General features: G+C 53.0%; 20 protein-coding genes and 1 tRNA gene. 12 read left to right on the forward strand and 9 right to left on the reverse strand.

The genetic code is table 11. The features are described from left to right. Positions 1 to 32: 32 nt before the first annotated feature. From G604_RS0109020 to G604_RS14050, 3 genes are all read left to right on the forward strand, one after another. The gene (locus tag G604_RS0109020; protein WP_028910272.1) at positions 33 to 395 is read left to right on the forward strand and encodes a four helix bundle protein; all 363 of its coding nucleotides are present in this window, start codon (positions 33 to 35) and stop codon (positions 393 to 395) included. Then, positions 388 to 888 carry a hypothetical protein gene (locus G604_RS0109025; protein WP_028910273.1) on the forward strand — a complete coding sequence of 167 codons (501 nt, stop codon included), beginning with the start codon at positions 388 to 390 and terminating at the stop codon, positions 886 to 888. Before G604_RS0109020 ends, G604_RS0109025 begins: the two co-directional genes overlap by 8 nt. A 552-nt stretch (positions 889 to 1440) precedes the next feature. Beyond that, complete coding sequence (locus tag G604_RS14050; protein ID WP_155941907.1) at positions 1441 to 2607, forward strand: reverse transcriptase domain-containing protein; 1167 nt, start codon at positions 1441 to 1443, stop codon at positions 2605 to 2607. 328 nt (positions 2608 to 2935) lie between these two features. Here the strand turns inward: G604_RS14050 and G604_RS0109040 are convergent, their stop codons facing one another. Next, positions 2936 to 3367 carry a hypothetical protein gene (locus tag G604_RS0109040; protein WP_155941908.1) on the reverse strand — a complete coding sequence of 144 codons (432 nt, stop codon included), beginning with the start codon at positions 3365 to 3367 and terminating at the stop codon, positions 2936 to 2938. Positions 3368 to 4105: 738 nt separating this feature from the next. Here G604_RS0109040 and tsaA point away from each other — a divergent pair. Beyond that, entirely contained in the window at positions 4106 to 4861 is a 756-nt protein-coding gene (gene tsaA, locus G604_RS14055) for a tRNA (N6-threonylcarbamoyladenosine(37)-N6)-methyltransferase TrmO (RefSeq protein ID WP_051220337.1), read from the forward strand. Between the two features lie 10 nt (positions 4862 to 4871). Here tsaA and G604_RS14060 read toward each other — a convergent pair whose 3' ends face one another. The 6 genes from G604_RS14060 to sppA all read right to left on the reverse strand — a co-directional run bounded on the left by G604_RS14060 (position 4872) and on the right by sppA (position 11170). Next, positions 4872 to 5978 (reverse strand): esterase-like activity of phytase family protein, encoded by a 1107-nt coding sequence (locus G604_RS14060; protein WP_231376116.1) that lies wholly within the window; start codon positions 5976 to 5978, stop codon positions 4872 to 4874. A gap of 98 nt (positions 5979 to 6076) precedes the next feature. Continuing rightward, positions 6077 to 6149, reverse strand: a tRNA-Phe gene (locus tag G604_RS0109055). Between the two features lie 233 nt (positions 6150 to 6382). After that, positions 6383 to 7492, reverse strand: coding sequence for a thiamine-phosphate kinase (gene thiL, locus G604_RS0109060; protein WP_028910275.1), 1110 nt, complete (start codon positions 7490 to 7492; stop codon positions 6383 to 6385). Beyond that, positions 7492 to 8304, reverse strand: coding sequence for a purine-nucleoside phosphorylase (locus G604_RS0109065; RefSeq protein WP_081657733.1), 813 nt, complete (start codon positions 8302 to 8304; stop codon positions 7492 to 7494). Before G604_RS0109065 ends, thiL begins: the two co-directional genes overlap by 1 nt. After that, positions 8189 to 9388, reverse strand: a complete 1200-nt coding sequence (gene lpxK / locus G604_RS0109070; RefSeq protein WP_028910277.1) for a tetraacyldisaccharide 4'-kinase — start codon at positions 9386 to 9388, stop codon at positions 8189 to 8191. The genes G604_RS0109065 and lpxK overlap by 116 nt, the downstream gene beginning before the upstream one ends. Before the next feature lie 9 nt (positions 9389 to 9397). Continuing rightward, complete coding sequence (gene sppA / locus G604_RS0109075) at positions 9398 to 11170, reverse strand: signal peptide peptidase SppA (RefSeq protein WP_028910278.1); 1773 nt, start codon at positions 11168 to 11170, stop codon at positions 9398 to 9400. Positions 11171 to 11299: 129 nt separating this feature from the next. Here sppA and G604_RS0109080 point away from each other — a divergent pair, with 129 nt between their 5' ends. Further along, on the forward strand, positions 11300 to 12115 hold the full coding sequence (locus G604_RS0109080; protein WP_028910279.1) for an alpha/beta hydrolase: 816 nt from the start codon (positions 11300 to 11302) through the stop codon (positions 12113 to 12115). On the opposite strand, the gene G604_RS0109085 is transcribed toward G604_RS0109080, so the two are convergent. Beyond that, the gene (locus tag G604_RS0109085) at positions 12103 to 12855 is read right to left on the reverse strand and encodes an MBL fold metallo-hydrolase (protein ID WP_028910280.1); all 753 of its coding nucleotides are present in this window, start codon (positions 12853 to 12855) and stop codon (positions 12103 to 12105) included. The two genes, G604_RS0109080 and G604_RS0109085, sit on opposite strands and share 13 nt — an antisense overlap. 158 nt (positions 12856 to 13013) lie before the next feature. On the opposite strand from G604_RS0109085, the gene G604_RS0109090 reads away from it, so the two are divergent. From G604_RS0109090 to guaA, 7 genes are all read left to right on the forward strand, one after another. Further along, complete coding sequence (locus tag G604_RS0109090; protein ID WP_028910281.1) at positions 13014 to 14441, forward strand: threonine/serine exporter ThrE family protein; 1428 nt, start codon at positions 13014 to 13016, stop codon at positions 14439 to 14441. A 151-nt stretch (positions 14442 to 14592) separates the two neighbouring features. Further along, positions 14593 to 14865 carry a co-chaperone GroES gene (locus G604_RS0109095; protein ID WP_028910282.1) on the forward strand — a complete coding sequence of 91 codons (273 nt, stop codon included), beginning with the start codon at positions 14593 to 14595 and terminating at the stop codon, positions 14863 to 14865. 40 nt (positions 14866 to 14905) lie between these two features. After that, entirely contained in the window at positions 14906 to 16525 is a 1620-nt protein-coding gene (gene groL, locus G604_RS0109100) for a chaperonin GroEL (protein ID WP_028910283.1), read from the forward strand. Positions 16526 to 16829: 304 nt separating this feature from the next. Continuing rightward, positions 16830 to 17006 (forward strand): hypothetical protein, encoded by a 177-nt coding sequence (locus G604_RS14065; protein ID WP_036905146.1) that lies wholly within the window; start codon positions 16830 to 16832, stop codon positions 17004 to 17006. A gap of 5 nt (positions 17007 to 17011) precedes the next feature. Further along, positions 17012 to 18559, forward strand: a complete 1548-nt coding sequence (locus G604_RS0109115; protein WP_028910284.1) for a phosphotransferase — start codon at positions 17012 to 17014, stop codon at positions 18557 to 18559. A 110-nt stretch (positions 18560 to 18669) separates the two neighbouring features. Then, on the forward strand, positions 18670 to 19458 hold the full coding sequence (locus G604_RS0109120; RefSeq protein WP_028910285.1) for a sugar phosphate nucleotidyltransferase: 789 nt from the start codon (positions 18670 to 18672) through the stop codon (positions 19456 to 19458). Position 19459: 1 nt separating this feature from the next. Further along, on the forward strand, positions 19460 to 21004 hold the full coding sequence (guaA, locus tag G604_RS0109125) for a glutamine-hydrolyzing GMP synthase (RefSeq protein WP_028910286.1): 1545 nt from the start codon (positions 19460 to 19462) through the stop codon (positions 21002 to 21004). 97 nt (positions 21005 to 21101) lie between these two features. Here guaA and ccsA read toward each other — a convergent pair whose 3' ends face one another. Continuing rightward, positions 21102 to 21896 (reverse strand): cytochrome c biogenesis protein CcsA, encoded by a 795-nt coding sequence (ccsA, locus tag G604_RS0109130; RefSeq protein WP_036905149.1) that lies wholly within the window; start codon positions 21894 to 21896, stop codon positions 21102 to 21104. Between the last annotated feature and the right edge of the window lie 9 nt (positions 21897 to 21905).

Here is a 21905-nt window from a genome sequence, read left to right on the forward strand (position 1 = left end):
CCTTTATGTGGCGGAGATAAAAATTAGAATTTATGGCTTTATCCGAAAATCTGCCTGTCTTTAAGGCAACTTATGACTTGCTGCTGGACACCTACCGAAGGTTTCAGAATGTGCCGCGCAGCGTGAAGTTCACCATTGTGGAGAAAATCAGGGAAGAGCTGCTTGATGTCCTCGCCATCATCACCGCTGCCAACATCGACCGCGACAAGCAGTCGCAGCTGGAACGGGCCTGGTGGATGGTGCAGCGTATCAAGTTGCGTGTGCGCCTGCTCAGCGATCTGCATGCCGTGCCGCTGAAACTGTACGCTCAGCTCAGTATGTCGTTGGAGTCGATCTCCAAGCAACTGATGGCTTGGCGGAAGAGTAGTTTATCTAATCATCAACAGCATGTCTAAACTGCAAAGCTATTACGAGGAAGAGCAGAACAATACCGACCGCATCATCCTGTGGAAAGACGGTATGTTTTGGCGTGCCTATGAGCACTCGGCCTGGCATTTCTCGAGGGAGGTGCATGTCTTCAACACGATCAAGAAAAGCTATAAGACGCTCGATGGAAAGTGGCTGGTATTCATTGGCATTCATAAGAATGAGTTGACGAAATACACTGAGAAGTTGAAAGTGGTGACCCAGGACGCCGATCACTATGTCTTTGAGGCGTTGAAACCTTTCGATGCCGATGACTTTGAGGAATGGAAGGAACTGCTGCCCGAGGGATCGTCGAAAGCGCCGGGTGGAACGGTTCTCAGTGATAATGACCGGGAAGTGCTGCGGCGCCTGCGGAACTATGTCGTGGTCAATCACTCGCCGCTTGAAGCTATGTCGTTTCTCTCATCCTTGCAGGAAGCACTGATCAAAGACAAGAAGAAAGATAAAGACAAGGAATCATAAATAGAAACAACAGGAAGCACCCGGAGGACTGCCGGAGTGTCGTCGACTACGGTTGACGGCAGTGTGCTATAGTCAATTCAGTAACCCACCGGTGGCGTAAAAGTTACGCTGCTGCCATCTGGAAAGGGTGGCGGCACGTGTTGCCATCGGTAGCAAGCCCAAAGGGGCAGCCCGATGAGGGTTGGCGTGTGCTCGCCGGCAGGGACGGCTTAGCCTGTTGGCAGTACGCCTCCTCTCAGGGGTGAATGATTACGGAGCGGTTACCCCGCTGACCACGGCCCCGTGGGGAAGAGCCCCCGGGGAGGAAAGTGGGTATGGGCGTAAGATCGTCCGGGGCGTAGAGTTGAGCAAAAGACTTTCGCCAACGTGAACGGCAACTATTGGTCCGCCGGGGCCTCTTCGGCTGTGAACGCGCGTAACTTGAACTTCAATTCGGGCAACGTGAACCCGCAGAACGAGAACTACCGGGCTTATGGCTTAACGTGTCGTCCGGTCTCAGCATTAACTAAAGGTTCTCCGGGATAGCTTCCTTCTTTTTTATCATATTGGAGTATGCATATTTCTGATGAGCAATTGCTCTACGACCTCTTTCAGGCTTATCATGATGCCCGGAAGCACAAACGGAATACCAACAGTCAGCTCCGTTTTGAACTGAACCTGGAGAAAAACCTTTATGACCTGTATGAGGACATCCGTCAGCGCCGCTATTTCCCCGGCCACTCCATGTGTTTCATTCAGGAGAAGCCCGTGAAACGGGAGATCTTCGCCTCACCGTTTCGTGACCGTGTGGTCCACCATCTGCTGTTCAACTATATTGAGCCGCATTTCGAGCGCCTCTTCATTTTTGACAGCTATTCCTGCCGCAAAGGGAAGGGAACCTTGCGTGCTGAGTGGCGGCTGGATCATCATATCCGCTGCTGTTCCCGTAACTACAGCCGTCTGTGCTATGTGTTGCAACTCGACATCAAGGGCTACTTCATGAATATTGACAAGCAGGTGCTCTATAAGCTCATCAGGGACAGAGTGGAGCGGTGGCGTGATCGTCTGGATGTGGAACTGTGCGATTATCTGATTCGTTGTGTACTCTTCCGGGACCCTACTGAAGGGGCGGTCATCATGGGAAAACGGAGCGATTGGGAAGGTCTGCCGGCTTCCAAGAGTCTCTTCCATCGCCATGGAATCACGGGATTGCCCATTGGCGACCTGACGAGTCAACTGTTCTCTAATATCTTTCTCAATGAACTGGACCAATTTTGTAAGCGCACTTTACATTGCCACTATTATGGCCGTTATGTCGACGACTTCTACATCGTTGATCGTGATGCCGCCCGTCTGAAAGCGATGGTGCCGCGGATCAGTGACTTCCTCGTTTCCCATCTCCATGCTCAGCTGCATCCGGACAAAATACGCTTGACACCTTCCGATCATGGTGTTGCCTTTATGAGTGGCTATCACGTCCCGCCCTTGATAACGTCTGCTGTTCACCTTCCCGCCGGTATCATCCCCGGCCGCCGCTTATGGCATAACTATCTCCATGAGCTCCATGGCCAGCATCGACCCGCCAGCCTCTCCTCCTATCATGGCTTCATGGGTCATTACCTTCTGATCTCTCGAGCAGCGCGAGAAGTTGGAATGCCGTTGCTTCGCAAATGGATAATGGATAACGGAGAATGGATAATGATGGCAGTCCGTGAAAGTCCGTGTCTTCCGTTGCGATGATTCCCAAGGGTTGGCCCTCTCCGAGGACCGTGTGGCTGCGCGGGATACGAATAACCCCAGGCGCACGGGCCGGTGATGTCCGTCGCTGACGCTCCGTCCATCACCGTCCCGTGTGCCTGGGGCTAATCATGTTGGCCCTCTTCGAGGACCTCATTGCCGCAGCCTTTCGTCTCATTGCCGCAGCCTTTCGTCTCATTGCCGCAGCCTTTCGCCTCATTGTGTTTTAAGTCCATTTGGCGGAACATGATGAATCATGTCCCTACAAATTCCCTGGCGTGGCCACAACATGGTGGCCACCTACCCATTGGCAGCTTGATGAAGCAGGCCACTACTTGACGACCCATTTATGGCCGTTGCGGATATAGATGCCACGGGGGAGATGAGGCGTGGTGACGCGGCGGCCCTGGAGATCGTAGACGGCGGTGGAAGCACGGGGGATGAGGACCGGACGGTTGGCGGCCAGAGAGGCGTCACTGAGGCGGAAAGCATTCCATTCGTAGGTCATCATATAGCCCACGCGTGAGGACACGCCGCAGGAGCCACCGGTCTGGTTGAAGATCGGCGGGAACCATTTCGCCGTGGCATTGTTGACATGGGAGGGGAGTGTGGTTGCCGTTGCCGCCGTCATCAGTCGGCTGTCTGCCGCCGGTGCCGGGGTATAGTCACGATAGACGGAGCGGTCCACGGGGACCGGCGTCTCCTGGGCGTGCGCCACCGTTGCGCAACAGGTCAGGAGTGCGAGAAGAAACGATCTGTTCATGAGCTTTGTGAGCATGTGTAGGGAAGATACTGATCTGTAATTGATATTTATACCTCTGAGTATGTAAACCTTAAAATATTGCAATTATTCCAATTCTGCTGCAAAGGTACAAATAATATTTGGTATGATAGCTGTTCACACCTTTTCCCCTAAGGTGGAAGTTTCTCCGCCAACTGACTGTTTTTTGCACGCTGTTTTTGTCAGGGAAAATCTTCGTTCTAGCGCGGAAGAGGCTGTAAATGGGATTTTGAAGGGCTAAATGACGTAGAAAATTTTGTAAACATCGTGTTTATGAAATTCTCTACGAAAGATACGATCGTAAACAGCGTGTCTACGACTCACAAATAGCGTCCGGAAAACGTATAATTATAGATCTACGCATCGAAAATGATATGTTTATGCGTGTATTTATGCAAGAAAGAGAGGCGTAGAAATGGCAGGATTTTGTATCTGTCTGATAATCAAATTATTAATAAAAATCGCTGAGATTCCCGAATTTGCGGACGATCCTGCGTTTGCTGGATTCTGTGAGCAAAATGAACCCTGTTAAACGGGCAAAAAAGAGGTAGTGAACTGTTTGACTGATTGATTTCTGATGCAAAGTTACGCAGAATTGCTGAATGGTGAAATCGCCACTGCGTGGTATTTTGATTCGCATGAAATAGGGATAAAATATACCAAAGGTATGTGATATTTGGTGGAAAAGTTGTACATTTGCAGGAAAAATACAGGAAATTCATGGAAATAGAACCCGTAGCCATTTTTCATTCCCCTTTCGCGAGTAAGTTCGGCATTCCCAAACAGTCGGGAATCGTCGAGGCGTTGCACGGCACGATCGTCCTCGAGCCCGCCTTCCGCAGTGCGGATGCCCTGCGGGGCATTGAGGGCTTTGATTATCTCTGGCTTCTCTGGGGGTTCTCGGCCAACAAACACGCGGCGACCTCGCTGATGGTGCGGCCGCCGCGCCTCGGTGGCAACACGCGCGTCGGTGTCTTTGCCTCCCGCAGTCCCTTCCGGCCCAACGGGCTCGGCCTGTCGTCGGTTCGCATCGAACGGGTGGAGTGGGAGAGTGCCCATGGTCCCGTGATCCATGTTCTTGGAGCTGATCTCATGGATGGTACGCCGATCTATGATATCAAGCCTTACGTCACCTATGCCGACTGCCATCAGGGTGCCCGTTCGGGTTTCGTCGACCGTCATCAGTGGCAACGGCTGCAGGTCGTCATTCCTGAGGAGATCCGACGGCAGCTCGTCGCCAAAGGCTGGGATGACGCCTTGCTGCAGTCGTTGGAGGCCGTCCTCGCCGAGGATCCCCGTCCGCAGTACCAGCATGATCCCGAGAAGGTCTACGGCATGCCGTTCGGAGGCGTGGACGTGAAGTTTAGCGTCAAGGAGGAGGAGCTCCGCGTCATAGGGATCGGGGATACATCTGCGCTTCCTTGCGCTTGCAAAGCGCAAGCACGGGACGGCAGGCACTTAACGGCAGGCACTTGACGGCAGGCCATTAACCGATCACGAGGGTTCTGAAATAATCTTTCAGAAAGCCTTTGTAGCGGTCCTGGCTGTCGGCACAGAGGATGATGACCCGGCGGCCGTCGGGGAGACGGGGACCCTCGCACATCCCTTCGTAGTTGGCGAGGTTCATTTCCAGTAGATTCATGTGCGTACGCCAGCCGGCAACAAACTGCTTACCTTGGTAGCCGGGGAAGATACGGAAGACCTTGTTCATCACCCAACTGCCGATCTTCGCCTTCGCCACGAAGAACTCGCGCTCCAGGGCCAGCAGACTGCCGTCGCCGAGACTCAGCAGTTCGGAGACACCATGGGCATAGTCGCCACTGATATCCTTCGGATCGGCCAAGGGGGCGTCAAGGAGATAAGTGTATTCGTGCGTGAGCATGAGGTCGCCGTCCAACTGCAGCAGGCGCAGCATGAGTCCGTTGTCGCCTTTCAATGGGCCTTCGTTGATGGTGAAGATACTCTGTCGGGCCGGATCATAGCAGAGGCTCTCGATCTGCAGGTTATGCACGCCACGGTCGTGATACATCTCGATCTGTGTACGGCGGATGAGACTATCGGTGGCCTGGTCGTACTCCTCAATATAGGAGCCTTCCTCGTCACCGATATAAATATGTTTGTTGTTCGGATTAAACGCTACGGCCTCCTCATCCTCGTTCTTCCCGGGCAGACGCGTATAGCCGCAGTTGCGGATATTCGTGATCTTCCCTTTTTTATTGATATCGATGTTGAAGACATAATAGCCCTTCTCGTTATTGTCCATCTTATCGGAGACCACAGCGTAGTAGTTGCCGAAGAGATGCGTGATGCCACTGTAGTTGCCTTTCGGAATATGATCGTCGAAATTCACTTGTGGCAATACTTTCACACGGGAAGAGATATCATCGGGCACCCGACGGCCCCAGTAGAGTGTTCCTTCTTTCAGATAACCTTTCGCCTCGTCGGTAGGAATAGAGAGATTCTGTGACGGCTGTTCGATGGTGGACAGAGAATCAGCATCCCCTTGACGGCCTGGAAGACCACCATGGGTGTCGGGCGTCGTATTGACATTGACGGCCAACAGGAGAGGGATGAAGCAAATCAATCTGTTCAACATCATTCGCATGCATTTTAATTTTTGTCGATTTCGTTCCTGAAAACTAATAAAAAAAAGGCGGCCACTCTCGTGAACCGCCAAAATGAAAGGAGGAGTGGTACCTCTTGGAGTTGAACCAAGGACACATGGATTTTCAGTCCATTGCTCTACCACCTGAGCTAAGGCACCGTGTTGTTTTGTTTTGCGAGTGCAAAGGTACAAACAATTTGCGGACTGACAAAATATTTCTGCGAAAAAGTTTATACGTTTAACTTTTGTTAAGAACTTTGGACTTTTTCCTTATGCAGGGGCCGACCCTTGTGGCGGCCCGTCGGCGGTTACGCCGAATCAGGAGCATTTGCCTTCTAGAATGCCGTTCCGGCATCGGGCCGCCACAAGGGACGGCCCCTGCAGAGGATTATTTATGCCTGTTGCATCTGCCATCCCTGAGCGGGGAGGTCGAACTCCTGGTCATCGCGCGTGATGAGTTTGATGCCGAGATCTTCCTTTGTGATATAGCCGATGCGCTTGATACCCTCGATGCTGTCGAGCTTGGCATGGTCACCGATGGGGACGGTGAAGACGAGCTCATAGTCCTCGCCACCGTTGAGGGCGGCTGTGGTGACATTCATGTTCAGTTCCTCGGCCATGACGGCAGTCTGGTAGTCGATGGGGAGGTTCTTCTCGTAGATGCGGGCGCCACAGTGACTCTGCTGACAGATATGATGGATCTCCGAACTCAGACCGTCACTGATATCCATCATTGCCGTGGGACGGATGCCGGCGGCGGCGAGTTTCTCGCGGATATCACCACGGGCCATCGGCTGCAGCTGTCGTTGGATGAGATATTCCTTTCCACTGAAGTCGGGCTGGAAGTCGGCCACCTGTTGGCGCTTTGCCTCCAAAGCAGCGATCTTCTTGTCGTCATGCTTCTCATGGGCTTCCTTGAGTTCCTTGTTGAAGTCGTTGATCTGCTGGTAGTATACTGTCTTCTCCCGTTCGAGGAGTTGCAGACCCATGTAGGCGGCGCCGAGGTCACCGCTGACACAGATGAGATCGGTCTCATTGGCGCCACTACGGTAAATGATGTCTTCCTTATTGGCCTCGCCGATACAGGTGATGGAGATAGCCAGTCCCGTATAGGAGGATGACGTGTCACCACCGACGATATCCACATGGAACTTGTCGCAGGCGGCCCGCAGACCTTTATAGAACTCATCGAGGTCCTCCACATTGAAGCGCTTGCCCATGGCGATGTTGACGATCATCTGTCGGGGCACGCCGTTCATGGCGACGATGTCACTGATATTGACCATGGCACTCTTATAGCCGAGGTGGAGCATGTCTATATAAGTAAGGTCGAAATGGATACCCTCCATGAGCATGTCACTCGTCACGAGCACTTCCTTGTCGGGATAGTGGAGGACGGCGCAGTCATCGCCGACACCTTTGACGGTGCTGGCGTTCTGCGGCTTGATATCTTTCGTGAGTCGGTCGATGAGGCCGAACTCACCCAGTTCTTTGATTTCCATTAAAAACTCCTCTTGATCAGTTCACGCATAATCTCCGTCATCTTCGGTTCAGCGGCATTGGCGGCTTTCTGTACCTCCTCATGGCTGACCTTCACGGGGACATCGAAGCCACCGAGATCAGTGATGACACTGATACCGAAGACGCGGATGCCACAATGGCGGGCCACGATCACCTCCGGTACGGTGCTCATGCCCACGGCGTCACCGCCGAGGGTACGGTACATGCGATATTCCGCCGGTGTCTCGAAGGTAGGCCCTTGCACGCCGACATAGACACCATGGACGAGGCGGATACCTTCCTCCTTGGCCACCTCATCGGCGAGGTCACGGAGCTTCTTGTCGTAAGCCTCGTGCATATCGGGGAAGCGCGGGCCCGTAGGGAAGTTCTTGCCATGGAGCGGGTGCTCGGGGAAGAAATTGATATGGTCGTCGATGACCATGAGATCGCCGATCTTGAAGTTCGGGTTCATACCACCGGAGGCATTGCTGACGAAGAGGGTGTTGATGCCGAGCTCGTACATCACGCGCTCCGGGAACGTCACCTCTTTCATCGAGTAGCCCTCATAGTAATGGAAGCGGCCGTCCATAGCCATGATGTCATAGCCGCCGAGCTTGCCGAAGATGAGTTTCCCGGCATGTCCCTCGACCGTGGAGACGGGGAAGTTGGGGATATCTTGATAGGGGAACTCGTAGGCGTCAGTTATTTCGGAAGCTAATTGTCCCAGTCCGGTGCCCAGAATGATGGCTGTCTTTGGACTTGTGGTCATCCTTGCTTTTAACCAGGATGCTGTTTCTTGAATTTTTTCGTACATAGCTTAGTATTTTAGAATTGAAATTTTCTTCTTCATCGAGCATGAACTTGATCTTGATCGGCAGGGCATAGAGGGCCTTGCGGACCTCCTCGCTCAGTCCCTCGCAGAAGATGAGGCGGGCGGCATCCTTCTCCGTCGTCACGATGAGCCGTGGCTCGGGCATGGCGGCAAAGGTGTCGTTGATGGCTTCGATATCCTTGTCCTTGAAGTCGTGGTGGTCGCCGAACTGCAGTTGTCGCAGGCGGTCATCATGGGTGCCGATATTCATCATCTGTCGCAGGTCCTGGACCATCTGCCGGGTAGAGGCGATACCCGTGAGGAGAAGGATGTTCTTCCCTTGCAGGTCACCCAGCGGCAGTGTGGCCTGCGGATCTCCGAAGACAGGCAGCAGGGGACGGTAGTCGAGGGTGGTGAAGAACAGTTCCTGATAGGGGAAGAGGTTCATGGCTTTCGTGAGGACACGGAACTCCATCGGCTTCAGGTCTTTCGGACATTTCGTGACGATGACGATGTCCGCGCGGCTCTTGCCTTCTTGGGGCTCCCGCAGCCTTCCTGCCGGCAGCAGCTTATCGTAGATGATGAGTCGGTGGTAGTCGACGAGCAGGATATTGATGCCGGGTTTGACATACCGGTGCTGGTAGGCGTCGTCAAGGAGGATGACATCGACATTCTTCGTCGCGTCGTCATACTGCAGCCGGTCGATGCCCTCCGTGCGTTTCTTGTCGACGGCGACATAGATATCGGGGAATTTCCGGTGCATCTGATACGGCTCATCGCCGATATCGCTCATCGGCGTGTCTTGATCGGCAAGGACATAGCCTTTGCTCTTCCGTTTGTATCCACGGGAGAGGACGCCGACTTTCACATGATTCTCCAGAAGTCGGATGAGATATTCCACATGGGGCGTCTTTCCCGCGCCGCCCACCGTGATATTTCCCACGGAGATGACGGGGATGCCGAAGGCGCGGGTCTTCAGCAGCCCGACATCGAAGAGCCAGTTGCGGAAGCGCACGCCGATGCCATAGAGCCAGCTCAAGGGGAGCAGACTCTCATTGATCTTGATGAAATCTCCTTCTGTTCGCATTAGTTTTTTTTAATTCACTTTAAAGATAAACGGCAGCCGGGCCTGGATACCTTTCATCCGCTGTGCCTCCATGAGGATCTTCATGGAGGTGTAGTAATCGCCGAGGACATTGCGGGCCTGTTCATCGAGGAAGTTGCCGGCATTCTGATCCTCTGCGGCCAGCAGCTGGTCGAGGAGAGACTGTTCGCCGGGATAGAACTCCTCATGGTAGTCGTCACTCTTGGCGAGTTGCGCGGCCTTCTTCACAGCGTCATCGAGTCCGCCGAGCTGGTCGACGAGTCCGATCTTGATCGCGTCGGAGGCGAGATAGACATGTCCCTGTGCGATCTCTTCCACACGGGCCATGGACAGTTTACGGCCTTCGGCGACACGGCTCTTGAAGAGCCAGTAGCCATGATTGATGGAGGCCTGCATGAGTTGGGCCTGTTCGGGGGTGAAGGTGCCGTCTTCGAGGAAGTCACTGTTACGGTTTGTCTTCACACTGTCGAAATGGACACCAAACTTACCTTGAATAAGTCCGGACATATCGGGGAAGAGTCCGAAGATACCGATGGAGCCCGTGATCGTCGTCGGGTCGGCGACGATCCAGTTGGCGGCCGTGCTGAGGTAGTAAGCGCCGGAGGCGGCAGCGCCGCTCATGGAGATGACGACGGGTTTCTTCTTCTTCAGCATCATCACCTCATGCCAGATCTGCTCGGAGGCATAGGCGTCGCCACCACCGGAGTTGACACGGAGGACGACGGCTTTGACGTCATCATCATCGGCGAGGTCCTGCAGATCCTGGCAGACCTGGTCCTGTGCGATGCTGTGGCCGCCACCCATACTCACGGGGACACGACTGCCGACGATGTCGCCCCACATATTATATACAGCGATCTTGTCACCGCTCTCACTGTCATCCTGGGCGGCCATCGTGGAGACAGACACCTGATGGATCGTGGCGTCGGCGTCGATGCCGAGCTGTTTCTTGATGATGCCCTTGATACTGTCATTATAGATGAGGCCGTCGACGAACTTGTATTTCTTCAGGTTCTCTGTCGGCTCCAGGGCAATGAAGCGGTCGGCATAGCTGTTAAGGCTGTCGACGGAGATGCCGCGGCTCTTGCTCACGGCGGCCGTCATCGTGTCCCACATGCCCTGGATATAGCGCTCGGCCTGTTCACGGGCGGGCGCACTCATGCTGTTCTCTGTGAAATTCTCCACGGCACTCTTGTATTTGCCGCATTTGAAAGCGACGAATTTGATGCCGGCCTTGGCGAAGGCATCCTTCAGATAATAAGGCTTTCCACCCATACCGGCCCAGAGAATCTCACCGCTGGGATTGATATAGATCTTGTCGGCCGCAGAGGCGAGGTAATAAGCGCCCTGGCCGTAGGCCTCGCCATAGGCGATGATCCATTTTCCGGCTTTCTTGAAGTCGAGGAGCGCCTTGCGCAACTCCTCCAGCTGTGCCATATCGGCATGGAAATCATTACTCTCGATATAGATACCGCTGATCTTATTATTGTTACGGGCTTTCTTAATGGCACTGAGGGTCTCGGTGAATCCCGGCGTACTCTCGATGTTGCCCTGGATATAGTCTCTTATCGAAGGCTGTGAAGATCCTTCCTCCATCTCGCCGTCGAGCTGGAGCACGAGGACGGAGTTCTTGGCGATAGCCGGTTTGTCATTGCCGGAGACCAAGGCACCGATAAAGGTGAAGAGGCCGAAGAGTCCGGCGATGATACAGAGGATGAGCATTCCGACGATCGTCGCGCCGACATTTTTCCAAAAGTCTTTCATATCTTTCCTTATGTTTGTTAGGGTTATGATGTTTATGCCACAAAATTACGGAAAAAATTTCGTTTGACCAATAATTTTTCGTAATTTTGTGGCATTCAACCATTATTTACTACTTATATTATGCTATTGATGAACAAAAAACTCTCAGTCCTTGTAACGATACTCATGACCATCGGTCTTTTTACGGCGATGACGACGAATGGCAAGACGGCGCGTCGGTTTGTCATGGATCTGAACACCCCCGGAGACAGTGCGCTCCTCGTTTTCCTTCCTGATCATCCTACGGGACGGGCCGTCGTCGATCTCCCCGGTGGCGGCTATGAGCATCTGGCCATGCAACATGAGGGTACCGACTGGGCGCCGTTCTTCAACGACCGTGGCATCGCACTGATCGTCTTGAAATACCGCATGCCGAACGGAGACCGTTGGCTGCCGATCGCTGATGGTGAGAAGGCGCTGCAGGTGGTACGTGACAGTGCGCTCTCCTGGCATATCGACCGGAAGAATATCGGGATCATGGGATCGAGCGCCGGTGGTCATCTCGCCACGACACTCTCCACCCATGGTCCTGCCGCCACACGACCGGCATTTACGATTCTTTTCTATCCTGTGGTGACAATGGGAGAGGGGACGCACGGCGGATCACGGGATCATCTCCTCGGAACGCTGCGGAATGACAGTTCGGTGGTTGCCGAATACAGTAATGAGCGGCAGGTGCACAAGGGCGTGACACCTCCCGCTATCATTATCCTTGCCGACGATGACCATGTCGTGCCGCCGGTAGAGAATGGCGTGGCTTACTATTCGGCCCTGCGTCGTGCCGGCATCCCTTGTTCCCTCTATGTCTATCCCAGTGGGGATCATGGCTTCGGTTTCCGAACCTCGTGGAAATATCATGACCTCATGCTCAACGAACTCTCTGCCTGGCTAAGTTACCGGAAGTAGCGCATGACGACTTTGCTCTTGACGCCGCGGAGGGTTTTCTCGATGTCCTTCGGATCGGTATGCTGTCCCCAGTTGTAAGGGTAGACGATCTTCGGGCGGATGACCTCCACGGCCTTACGGAGCTGCCGGAGGTTCATCGTATAGGGCGTGTTACACGGCAGGAAGGCGATATCGATGTCCTTGATATGGTACATCTCCGGGATAAACTCGGTATCGCCGGCGATATATACGCGGAAGCCGTTGAAGTCGATGATATATCCATTGCCGAGACCTTTGGGATGGATGGCGCGGTATTTCGGCGTGACATTATACGCCGGGACGGCATAGACGGTGACGTTCTTCTCCAGTGCAGCTTTCTGTCCGTTATGGATAGGCGTGCCCCGGTTGTAATAGCGGTTCCAACTCTTCACGTCGAGGAGGATGTTCGTCTTCGCCTCGTCGGTGAGCACGAGGATGGCATGTTTCTCGAAGTGGTCGTTATGCCAGTGGGTCACGAGGATATAGTCGGCTTTCGGTTTGTCGACATATTCCACGATAGGCTCTACATTACTGGAGACGGGATCGATCTCAAACTCCAGACCGTCATAGTTCATTTCTATCGACGCATGTTTGATGGGTGTGATCGTCAGTCGTTTCCCTTTCGGCGTGATATAGACATCGGAGCCCTGCGGAGCCTCGTGACAGGCCGTGAGCGTCAGCAAGGCAGGAATCAGAAGCAGCCAACAAATTTTCCTTGTCATGATTTTCTTCTTTTTGGCAAAATTATAGGTTTTTCTCTAAACGCACAAATTTTACCCTGTTTTTTTGCCTTTAGTCACAGATTTTTCGTACCTTTGCAGCCGAAATATTTCAAGGATAATTATTTAGGATTAATCATTTATTTTTGCAAGGAAACAACATGGACGAGAAATCTACATGTAAATGCAATGACAATGCAACAAAGTTATTAAGGCGTAAATTGGACTTGTTGCTCCGCACGGGACAGATCCTTATGGAGAGTAGTGCTGATACCTCCCGCGTCCGTCGGAACATGATGCGTACGGCAGCCTTCCTCGGACTTCCCGAGGACAAACTCCATCTCTATGTCGACTATTACGTGCTGCAGGCCGAGGTGAGTGACGAGACACATTCTTTCTCAAAGATGCAGCGTTGTGACAAGCATGTCATCAACTTCCTGGCCATCCAGGAGATTTCCAAACTCTCTTGGCGTGCCATCAAGCAGGACTATAGTCTGGATCGTTATGAGGCAGAACTGGAGCGCATCGCCCATGGTCCACAGTATTACAGTCAGTGGATGATCGCCATCTGTGCCGGCTTCGCCTGTGGCGGCTTCTGTGTCCAGTTCGGTTGTGACTGGACGGCATTCTTCTATGCCTCCCTGGCTGCTATCCTCGGCAACCGTCTGCGCATGTATCTCAACAAGCTCGGTTCAAACGTCTATTTCAATATTGCCGTGGCCACGTTCGTCTCTACGATCATCGCCTGGCTGACGACATTCCTCTCTACGCCTGCAGCCGCGCAGGCACTGCCGGGCTGGCTCGCCACGTTGCTCCAGTCCAACACGCCGTACCATCCCTTCATGGCGTGTGCCTTGTATATCGTGCCGGGCGTGCCACTGATTAACTTCGTCAATGATATGCTCGACAATCATATTGAGACGGGACTCGTGAGAGCTACGAACACATTGCTGATGATTGCCGCCATGTCCTTCGGTATCGCCGTGGCTATCAAGGTCACGGGGCAGGACAACTTCGTGAAGGACCTGAGCATGATTCCTCATAACAGTTTCTTGAGTTACGCCATCGCCGCCGGTATCTCGGGCATGGGCTTCGCCACGATCTATGATACGCCGAAGCGCCTGATGCCATGGATCGCCGTGGGTGCCATCATTGCCGTCTGTACGCGTAACTTCGTTAACCTCGGTCCGGCGAATGGTAACATCGGTCTGGGTCAGGGTTTGATGATCGGATCACTTGTCGGTTCGGCTCTGATCAGTATCATCAATATCAAGATGGTCCACGAAGTCCATACGCCGCACCAGGTCATCACGATCCCCGCCGTCATCCCGATGATCCCCGGTGTGCTGATGTACCGTGCCCTCTATGGACTGATTGATATGCAGGGTATCGTCGGAGAGGTGACCTTTGCCACACATAACGCCATCAACGGATCCCTGACGATCCTCGTCATCGCCATCGGTGTGGCTATCCCGAACATCTTCTTCCGCAAATGGATTGCCCCGAACCGCCGTGCCAAGTTGCAGCAGCTCATCGAAGAGCGTAAGGCCCGCGGAAAATTCGTGGAGTTGGGGGAGATTGACAACTAATCTCCACCTTATTATATATATAGGTGTAGGAACGCTGTTTCTGTCATCTTGTCAGTGTGCCAATGCGATGCGTCGCATTGGCACACTTTTCGTATAATGGTGGGCGAAAGTGAGGAAAAGAAGGATAGTAAAACTTTAAAACATAAGAACTATGACAATTAAACCATTAGCAGACAGAGTGCTGGTACTTCCTGCACCAGCTGAAGAAAAAGTAGGTGGAATCATTATCCCTGATACCGCTAAGGAGAAACCGCAGCGTGGTAAGGTCATCGCTGTCGGTGAGGGCAAGAAAGACGAGCCGATGGTCCTGAAGGCCGGTGATGAGGTGCTCTATGGCAAGTATGCCGGCACAGAGATAGAGAATGGCGGTGAGAAGTATCTCATGATGCGCCAGAGTGATGTCCTCGCTGTCGTAGAAGGCTAAGCAATAGAAAAAACATAAACTTAAAAAATCAAAGAAAACAATGGCTAAAGAGATTAAATATGATGTAGATGCCCGCGACCTCATGAAGAGAGGCGTTGATCAGTTGGCTAACGCAGTAAAGGTAACCCTCGGTCCTAAGGGCCGTAATGTCGTCATCGAGAAGAAGTTCGGTGCTCCGCAGATCACGAAGGACGGTGTCACCGTCGCCAAGGAGGTAGAACTCGAGGATAAGTTCGAGAATACCGGTGCCCAGCTCGTCAAGAGCGTTGCCAGTAAAACCGGTGATGATGCCGGTGATGGTACGACAACGGCTACGATCCTGACACAGGCTATCGTCAACGAGGGTCTGAAGAATGTCACCGCCGGTGCCAACCCAATGGATCTGAAGCGTGGTATCGACAAGGCCGTCAACGCTGTTGTCGATCATATCAAGAAGTCCGCTGAGCAGGTCGGTGACAACTATGACAAGATCGAGCAGGTTGCTACCGTCAGTGCCAACAACGATCCCGAGATCGGTAAGCTCATCGCTGACGCTAAGCGTAAGGTCTCCAACAACGGTGTCATCACCATTGAGGAGAGCAAGAGCCGTGATACCCATATTGATGTCGTTGAGGGTATGCAGTTCGACCGTGGCTATCTCTCCGGTTATTTCGTTACCGATGCCGACAAGATGGAGTGCGTGATGGATAATCCGTACATCCTGATCTATGATAAGAAGATCTCCAACCTCAAGGAGTTCCTGCCGATCCTGCAGCCCGCTGCCGAGAGTGGCCGTCCGTTGCTCGTCATCGCAGAGGATGTTGACTCTGAGGCGCTGACCACACTCGTTGTCAACCGTCTGCGTGGTGGTCTGAAGATCTGTGCCGTCAAGGCTCCGGGCTTCGGCGACCGTCGTAAGGCTATGCTCGAGGATATCGCCGTTCTGACTGGTGGCGTCGTCATCAGTGAGGAGAAGGGTCTGAAGCTTGAGCAGGCTACGCTGGAGATGCTCGGTAGTGCTGACAAGGTGACGATCACGAAGGACAACACGACAATCGTCAATGGCCATGGCCAGAAGGAGAATATCGCTGACCGTGTCGCTTCCATCAAGAATGAGATTGCCAACACGAAGAGCTCTTATGACAAGGAGAAGCTCCAGGAGCGTCTTGCTAAGCTCTCCGGTGGTGTCGCTGTCCTCTATGTCGGTGCTAACAGTGAGGTAGAGATGAAGGAGAAGAAGGACCGTGTCGATGACGCCCTTCGTGCTACCGATGCCGCTATCGAGGAAGGTATCGTTGTCGGTGGTGGTACGACCTATATCCGTGCTCAGGAAGCCCTGAAGGAAGTGAAGGGTGAGAATGCTGATGAGCAGACGGGTATCAATATCGTACGCCGTGCCATCGAGGAGCCGCTGCGTCAGATCGTCGCTAACGCCGGTGGTGAGGGCTCCGTCGTTGTCAACAAGGTCCGTGAGGGCAAGGGTGACTTCGGTTACAACGCCCGTAAGGAAGTCTATGAGGATCTCCGCGAGGCCGGTATCTTCGATCCTGCGAAGGTGGAGCGTGTCGCTCTGGAGAATGCCGCTTCCATCGCCGGTATGCTGCTGACGACGGAGTGTGTCCTCGTTGACAAACCCAAGGCTGAGCCCGCTGCTCCCGCTGCAGCACCGGGAATGATGTAATAATTTGACATCTATAGCTAACAAAATAGAAGGCAACTGTTTTTGCAGTTGCCTTTTTTATGTTAAATATCAGTAGATTCGAAAAAAAATCGTTGAAAAATTTTGTTGGATGATAGAAAAGTCATAACTTTGCAATCGAACAAAGATTAGTGGGCACTTCGGTGCGTAACTAGATATTTTTTGATTTGTTTTAGTAGATTAGTTTTTAAGTAGTTTGTTTTGGAAATCGGTTGTCGTGAGACATCCGATTTTTTTTATGCCTATAAAAACACGGAACTCAAAACTTTTTGTTACCTTTGCAGTCATGAAACAAAAATTAGACTGGAGACTGATCATACTCTTCCTGCTGATCTGTGCAGGACTCTATATCATCACCGAGAGCTTCCTCATGAGTCTCGGCATTCTGTTGCTGCTCTTCGTGGCCGACCATTTCGTGCAGGAGTTGCAGGAACGGAAAAGAAATCAAAATAAAAACGACTGATCCGAATGGACAAACTTTTAGAACTATATCAAACCTGGGCCGGGACAGAGCCAGCCCATGTCGAGAAGATCGCGGGACAGGGATCGAACCGCGAATACTACCGTATGACGGGTGCCGACGGGAGAAATATCATCGGCGTGAAAGGGACGTCGTGTGAGGAAGACCATGCCTTCGTCTATCTCACGAGCCATTTCACGCAGCGTCAGCTCCCTGTGCCGCAGATCCTCGCCGTGAGTGACGACGAGAGTTGTTATCTGCAGACGGATCTTGGCAACCGCTCTCTTTTCGATGCCCTCCGTGGCGGCCGTGAGGCCGGTGGGCGTTATAACCAGGAGGAGAAGGAACTCCTCGTGCGGACGATCCGTGAACTGCCGAATATCCAGATGCGTGGTGCCCGCGGCCTCGAATGGGAAAACTGTTATCCGCAGCCGGAGTTTGATACCGACAGCGTCCTCTTCGACCTGAATTATTTCAAGTACTGTTTTCTGAAAGCTACAGAACTTGACTTCAATGAGTTGAAGCTTGAGGCTAACTTCCGGTTGATGGCGAAAGAACTGACATCGGAGAAGATGGACTGTTTCCTCTACCGTGACTTCCAGGCCCGTAATATCATGCTCGACGCTGAGGGAAATCCTTATTTCATCGACTACCAGGGCGGCCGCAAGGGACCGTTCTATTATGATCTTGCCTCTTTCCTCTGGCAGGCTTCCGCCCATTACAGTTTTAAGTTGCGCCGTCAGCTCGTTTATGAATACTACGAGAGTCTGAAAAATTATACCGAGGTGCCGTCGGTCCGCCATTTCGTTGACCGTCTGTCGCTCTTCGTCCTCTTCCGTACCCTCCAGGTGCTTGGCGCCTACGGTTTCCGCGGCTATTTCGAACGGAAGAAACATTTCCTCGACTCTATCCCCGCCGCCATACAGAACCTCCGCGACCTGTTGAAACTCGGTGAGCGCGTGTTCCCTTATCCTTATCTCCTCGATGTGCTGCGCCGTCTGACGGAGTTGCCGCAGTTCGCGCCCGTTCAGACGCCGGAGGTTCAGCGACAGGACGGATTTAAGATCACGGACAATAATATCTACCTCAGTCATCCCGAGGATGGCCCTGCCACTTTCTCGAAATATGACGGTAAGGGTCCGCTTGTGGTCCATGTCTATAGCTTCTCTTATAAGAAAGGTATCCCTGAGGATCCGTCGGGCAATGGCGGCGGTTATGTCTTTGACTGCCGCAGCACGCATAACCCCGGACGTTATGAGCCATACAAGAAACTCACGGGTCTCGACGAACCCGTCATCCGTTTTCTGGAGGATGACGGTGAGATCCTGACGTTCCTCGACAGTGTCTATCGGCTTGCCGACCATCATGTGCAGCGTTATATCCAGCGTGGCTTCACCTCGCTGATGTTCTGTTTCGGTTGTACGGGCGGTCAGCACCGCAGTGTCTACAGTGCCCAGCATCTCGCCGAACATATCCACGACAAATTCGGCATCGAGGTAGAGATCACGCACCGAGAACAAGGGATACACACCGTGTTGCCGGCCAACAGAAAATGACGGATGTTGACGGGACATGATCGATCATGTCCCTACAAATAATCTGACGTTTTCTTGTCTGTTTGGAAAAAAATATGTAAATTTGCACGCATTAAAGTTTGAAAAAGCAAATGATGCAAGCAATGATATTCGCGGCAGGGTTAGGCACCCGTCTGAAGCCTCTTACCGACCATATGCCGAAGGCGTTGGTAAGGGTCGGCGGGGAGCCCCTGCTGAAGCGTGTCATCTTCCGTCTGCGTGATGCGGGCTTTTCCCGTATCGTCATCAATGTTCACCATTTCGCTCCGATGATCCTCGACTATCTCCGTGAGAACGGAAATTTCGGTATGGATATCCGTATCAGTGACGAGAGCGAAACGCTCCTCGAGACGGGTGGTGGCATTAAAAAAGCACAAGGACTGTTTGATCCCCATTTTCCCATCCTGATTCATAATGTCGACATCCTGAGTAATGTCGACCTGAAGGCGTTCTACAGTCATGACCGTAAGGTGATGTGTATGGACTGTGGCGTGCCCCATGATGTCGCCGATGCCACACTCCTCGTGAGCTGGCGGAAGACGAAGCGCTATCTCCTCTTCAACGATGCCCTGCGCCTCGTCGGGTGGATGAATATTGAGACGGGGCAGGTGAAGAGCCCTTTTGCGGAGATCCGTGAGGCCGATCCACAGGTGCTGCGGGAGAAGTTGAAGATGTATGCCTTCAGTGGTATCCACACGTTCTCGCCGTCGCTCTTCCCCCTGATGGACCGTTATCCCGAGAAGTTCCCGATCATGGACTTCTATCTCGACAACTGCAAGGAAGTAGCCATCAAGGGCGTCGTCAAGGACGATCTGAAACTCATGGATGTCGGCAAGCAGGAGACGCTTGCGGAAGCAGAAAACTTTCTTAATACAATATAATATGCAACAGAAGATTATCATATTGGACTTCGGTTCCCAGACGACGCAGCTTATCGGCCGTCGTGTGCGTGAGCTCGATACCTTCTGCGAGATCCTTCCTTACAATAAGTTCCCGAAGGATGATCCGAACATCATCGGTGTCATCCTCTCCGGTAGTCCTTATTCCGTTCACGACAAGGAAGCCTTCAAGTGTGACCTCAGTGCGTTCATCGGCAAATACCCCGTGCTTGGTATCTGCTACGGTGCCCAGTTCATCGCCTACAGCAATGGCGGTAAGGTGGAGCAGACGGGAACGCGCGAATATGGCCGTGCTAACCTCGCGGAGATCGACACCAAGAACCCGCTTTTCAAGGGTTTTGAGCCGAACTCACAGGTATGGATGAGCCATGGAGACACCATCACGGCGATCCCCGAGGACTGTCATGTCATCGGTTCCACCAATGACGTGAAGTTTGCCGCTTACGCGAGCACGAAGAATCCCGTGTGGGCCGTACAGTTCCATCCCGAAGTGTTCCATACCACGCAGGGCAAGACATTATTGAAAAATTTCGTTGTCGATATCTGTGGCAGCCGTCAGGAGTGGAGTCCCGCCAGTTTCGTAGACTCTACGATCCAGGAGCTCCGCGAGCAGCTTGGCAACGACCGTGTCATCCTTGGTCTCTCCGGTGGTGTCGACTCGAGTGTCTGCGCCACGTTGCTGCACCGTGCCATCGGCAAGAACCTCACGTGTATCTTTGTCGACCATGGCATGTTGCGCAAGAACGAGTTCAAGAAGGTCATGGATGCCTACCAGGGTCTCGGTCTGAACGTCATCGGCGTCGATGCCAGTGAGAAGTTCTTCGCTGACCTCGCCGGTGTCACCGATCCCGAGAAGAAGCGTAAGATCATCGGCCGTGACTTCGTGGAGGTCTTCAATGCTGAGGCCAAGAAGATCACGGATGCCAAATGGCTTGCCCAGGGCACAATCTATCCCGACCGTATCGAGAGTCTGAGTATCACGGGAATGACCATCAAGAGTCATCATAATGTCGGTGGACTGCCGAAGGACATGAAACTCCAGCTCTGTGAGCCGCTGAAATGGCTCTTCAAGGATGAGGTCCGTCGTGTGGGCTATCAGCTGCAGATGCCCGAGCGCCTCATCAAGCGCCATCCCTTCCCGGGTCCCGGTCTCGCCGTCCGTATCCTCGGTGATATCACGCGTGAGAAAGTCCGTATTCTTCAGGATGCCGACGATATCTATATCGAGGAGATGCACAACTACACGATGCCCGACGGCACGAGTCTGTATGACAACATCTGGCAGGCCGGTACCGTCCTCCTCTCCACGATCCGTTCCGTCGGCGTCATGGGTGATGAGCGTACCTATGAGCATCCCGTTGCCCTGCGTGCCGTGACGTCACAGGATGCCATGACAGCCGACTGGGCTCATCTGCCGTACGACTTCATGGCGAAGGTGAGCAACGAGATCATCAATAAGGTGAAGGGTGTCAACCGCGTATGCTATGACATCTCCTCCAAACCGCCTTCGACAATTGAATGGGAGTAAACAAAATACCTCATTTACGAAAATATCTCCGTAAGATAGAAAATTATCTAACGGAGATATTTTTTTATCTAACAGAGATATAAAAAATTCTTTTCTGTCAGTTCATGTAATACGTGTGTACGCTGGTGCCCTGTGCCGCCGGCAGATAGTTGATGCCCCACCAGCACATCTGCAGGAGAGCGAAGTTGACGATAAGAATCCAAAGTGAGAGCCGGTGATGGTCGTTGGGGTGGATACGCAGATGGATATACACGAGATAGGCGAGCCAGGTGGCGGCGGCCCATGTCTCTTTCGGATCCCACGCCCAGTAGGTGCCCCACGCCACTTTCGCCCACAGAGCTCCCGAGAGCATACCTAGGGTCAGCAATGCCCAGCCGACATCGACGAGATTATCTGTGATCGCCCATTCATTGGACGACGGTTCCTTGTGGTGATGGAAGAAGAGCAGGTAGACGGCCATGACGAAGGCGGCGCCGAGGAGTGCGTAGGCCATCATATAGATGATGACATGCGGTGCGAACCACGGACTCTGCAGCGCCGGCATCATCGTCTTCGAGTGAATCTCCGGTTTGAAGAGGTTAATGCAGATGAACACCGTCGCCAGAAGGGTAGAGAACGACAACAGCCATTTGTAGTTCCACCGGCTGTAGACGATGAGGCCCATGAGAGGCAGGAAGAGGGAGTACCACAGGCGTGTCTCGCCCATTGTGCGCATCGGCGGCCGGTCGAGAGTCGTCCAGAGGATGATGATATAGGTGAGGAACACGGCGAGGCCGATGATCGTAGAGCCTATGGCCCATCTCCGCCGTTCTTTCCACGAGAACCAGGCGCCGAGGCACCAGCAGAGGATGGCGGCGAAGGCGAAATAGATGAACAGATTCCAGATTTGCATGGTGATAAA

The organism is Prevotella sp. AGR2160 (assembly GCF_000424185.1).
Classification (GTDB): domain Bacteria; phylum Bacteroidota; class Bacteroidia; order Bacteroidales; family Bacteroidaceae; genus Prevotella.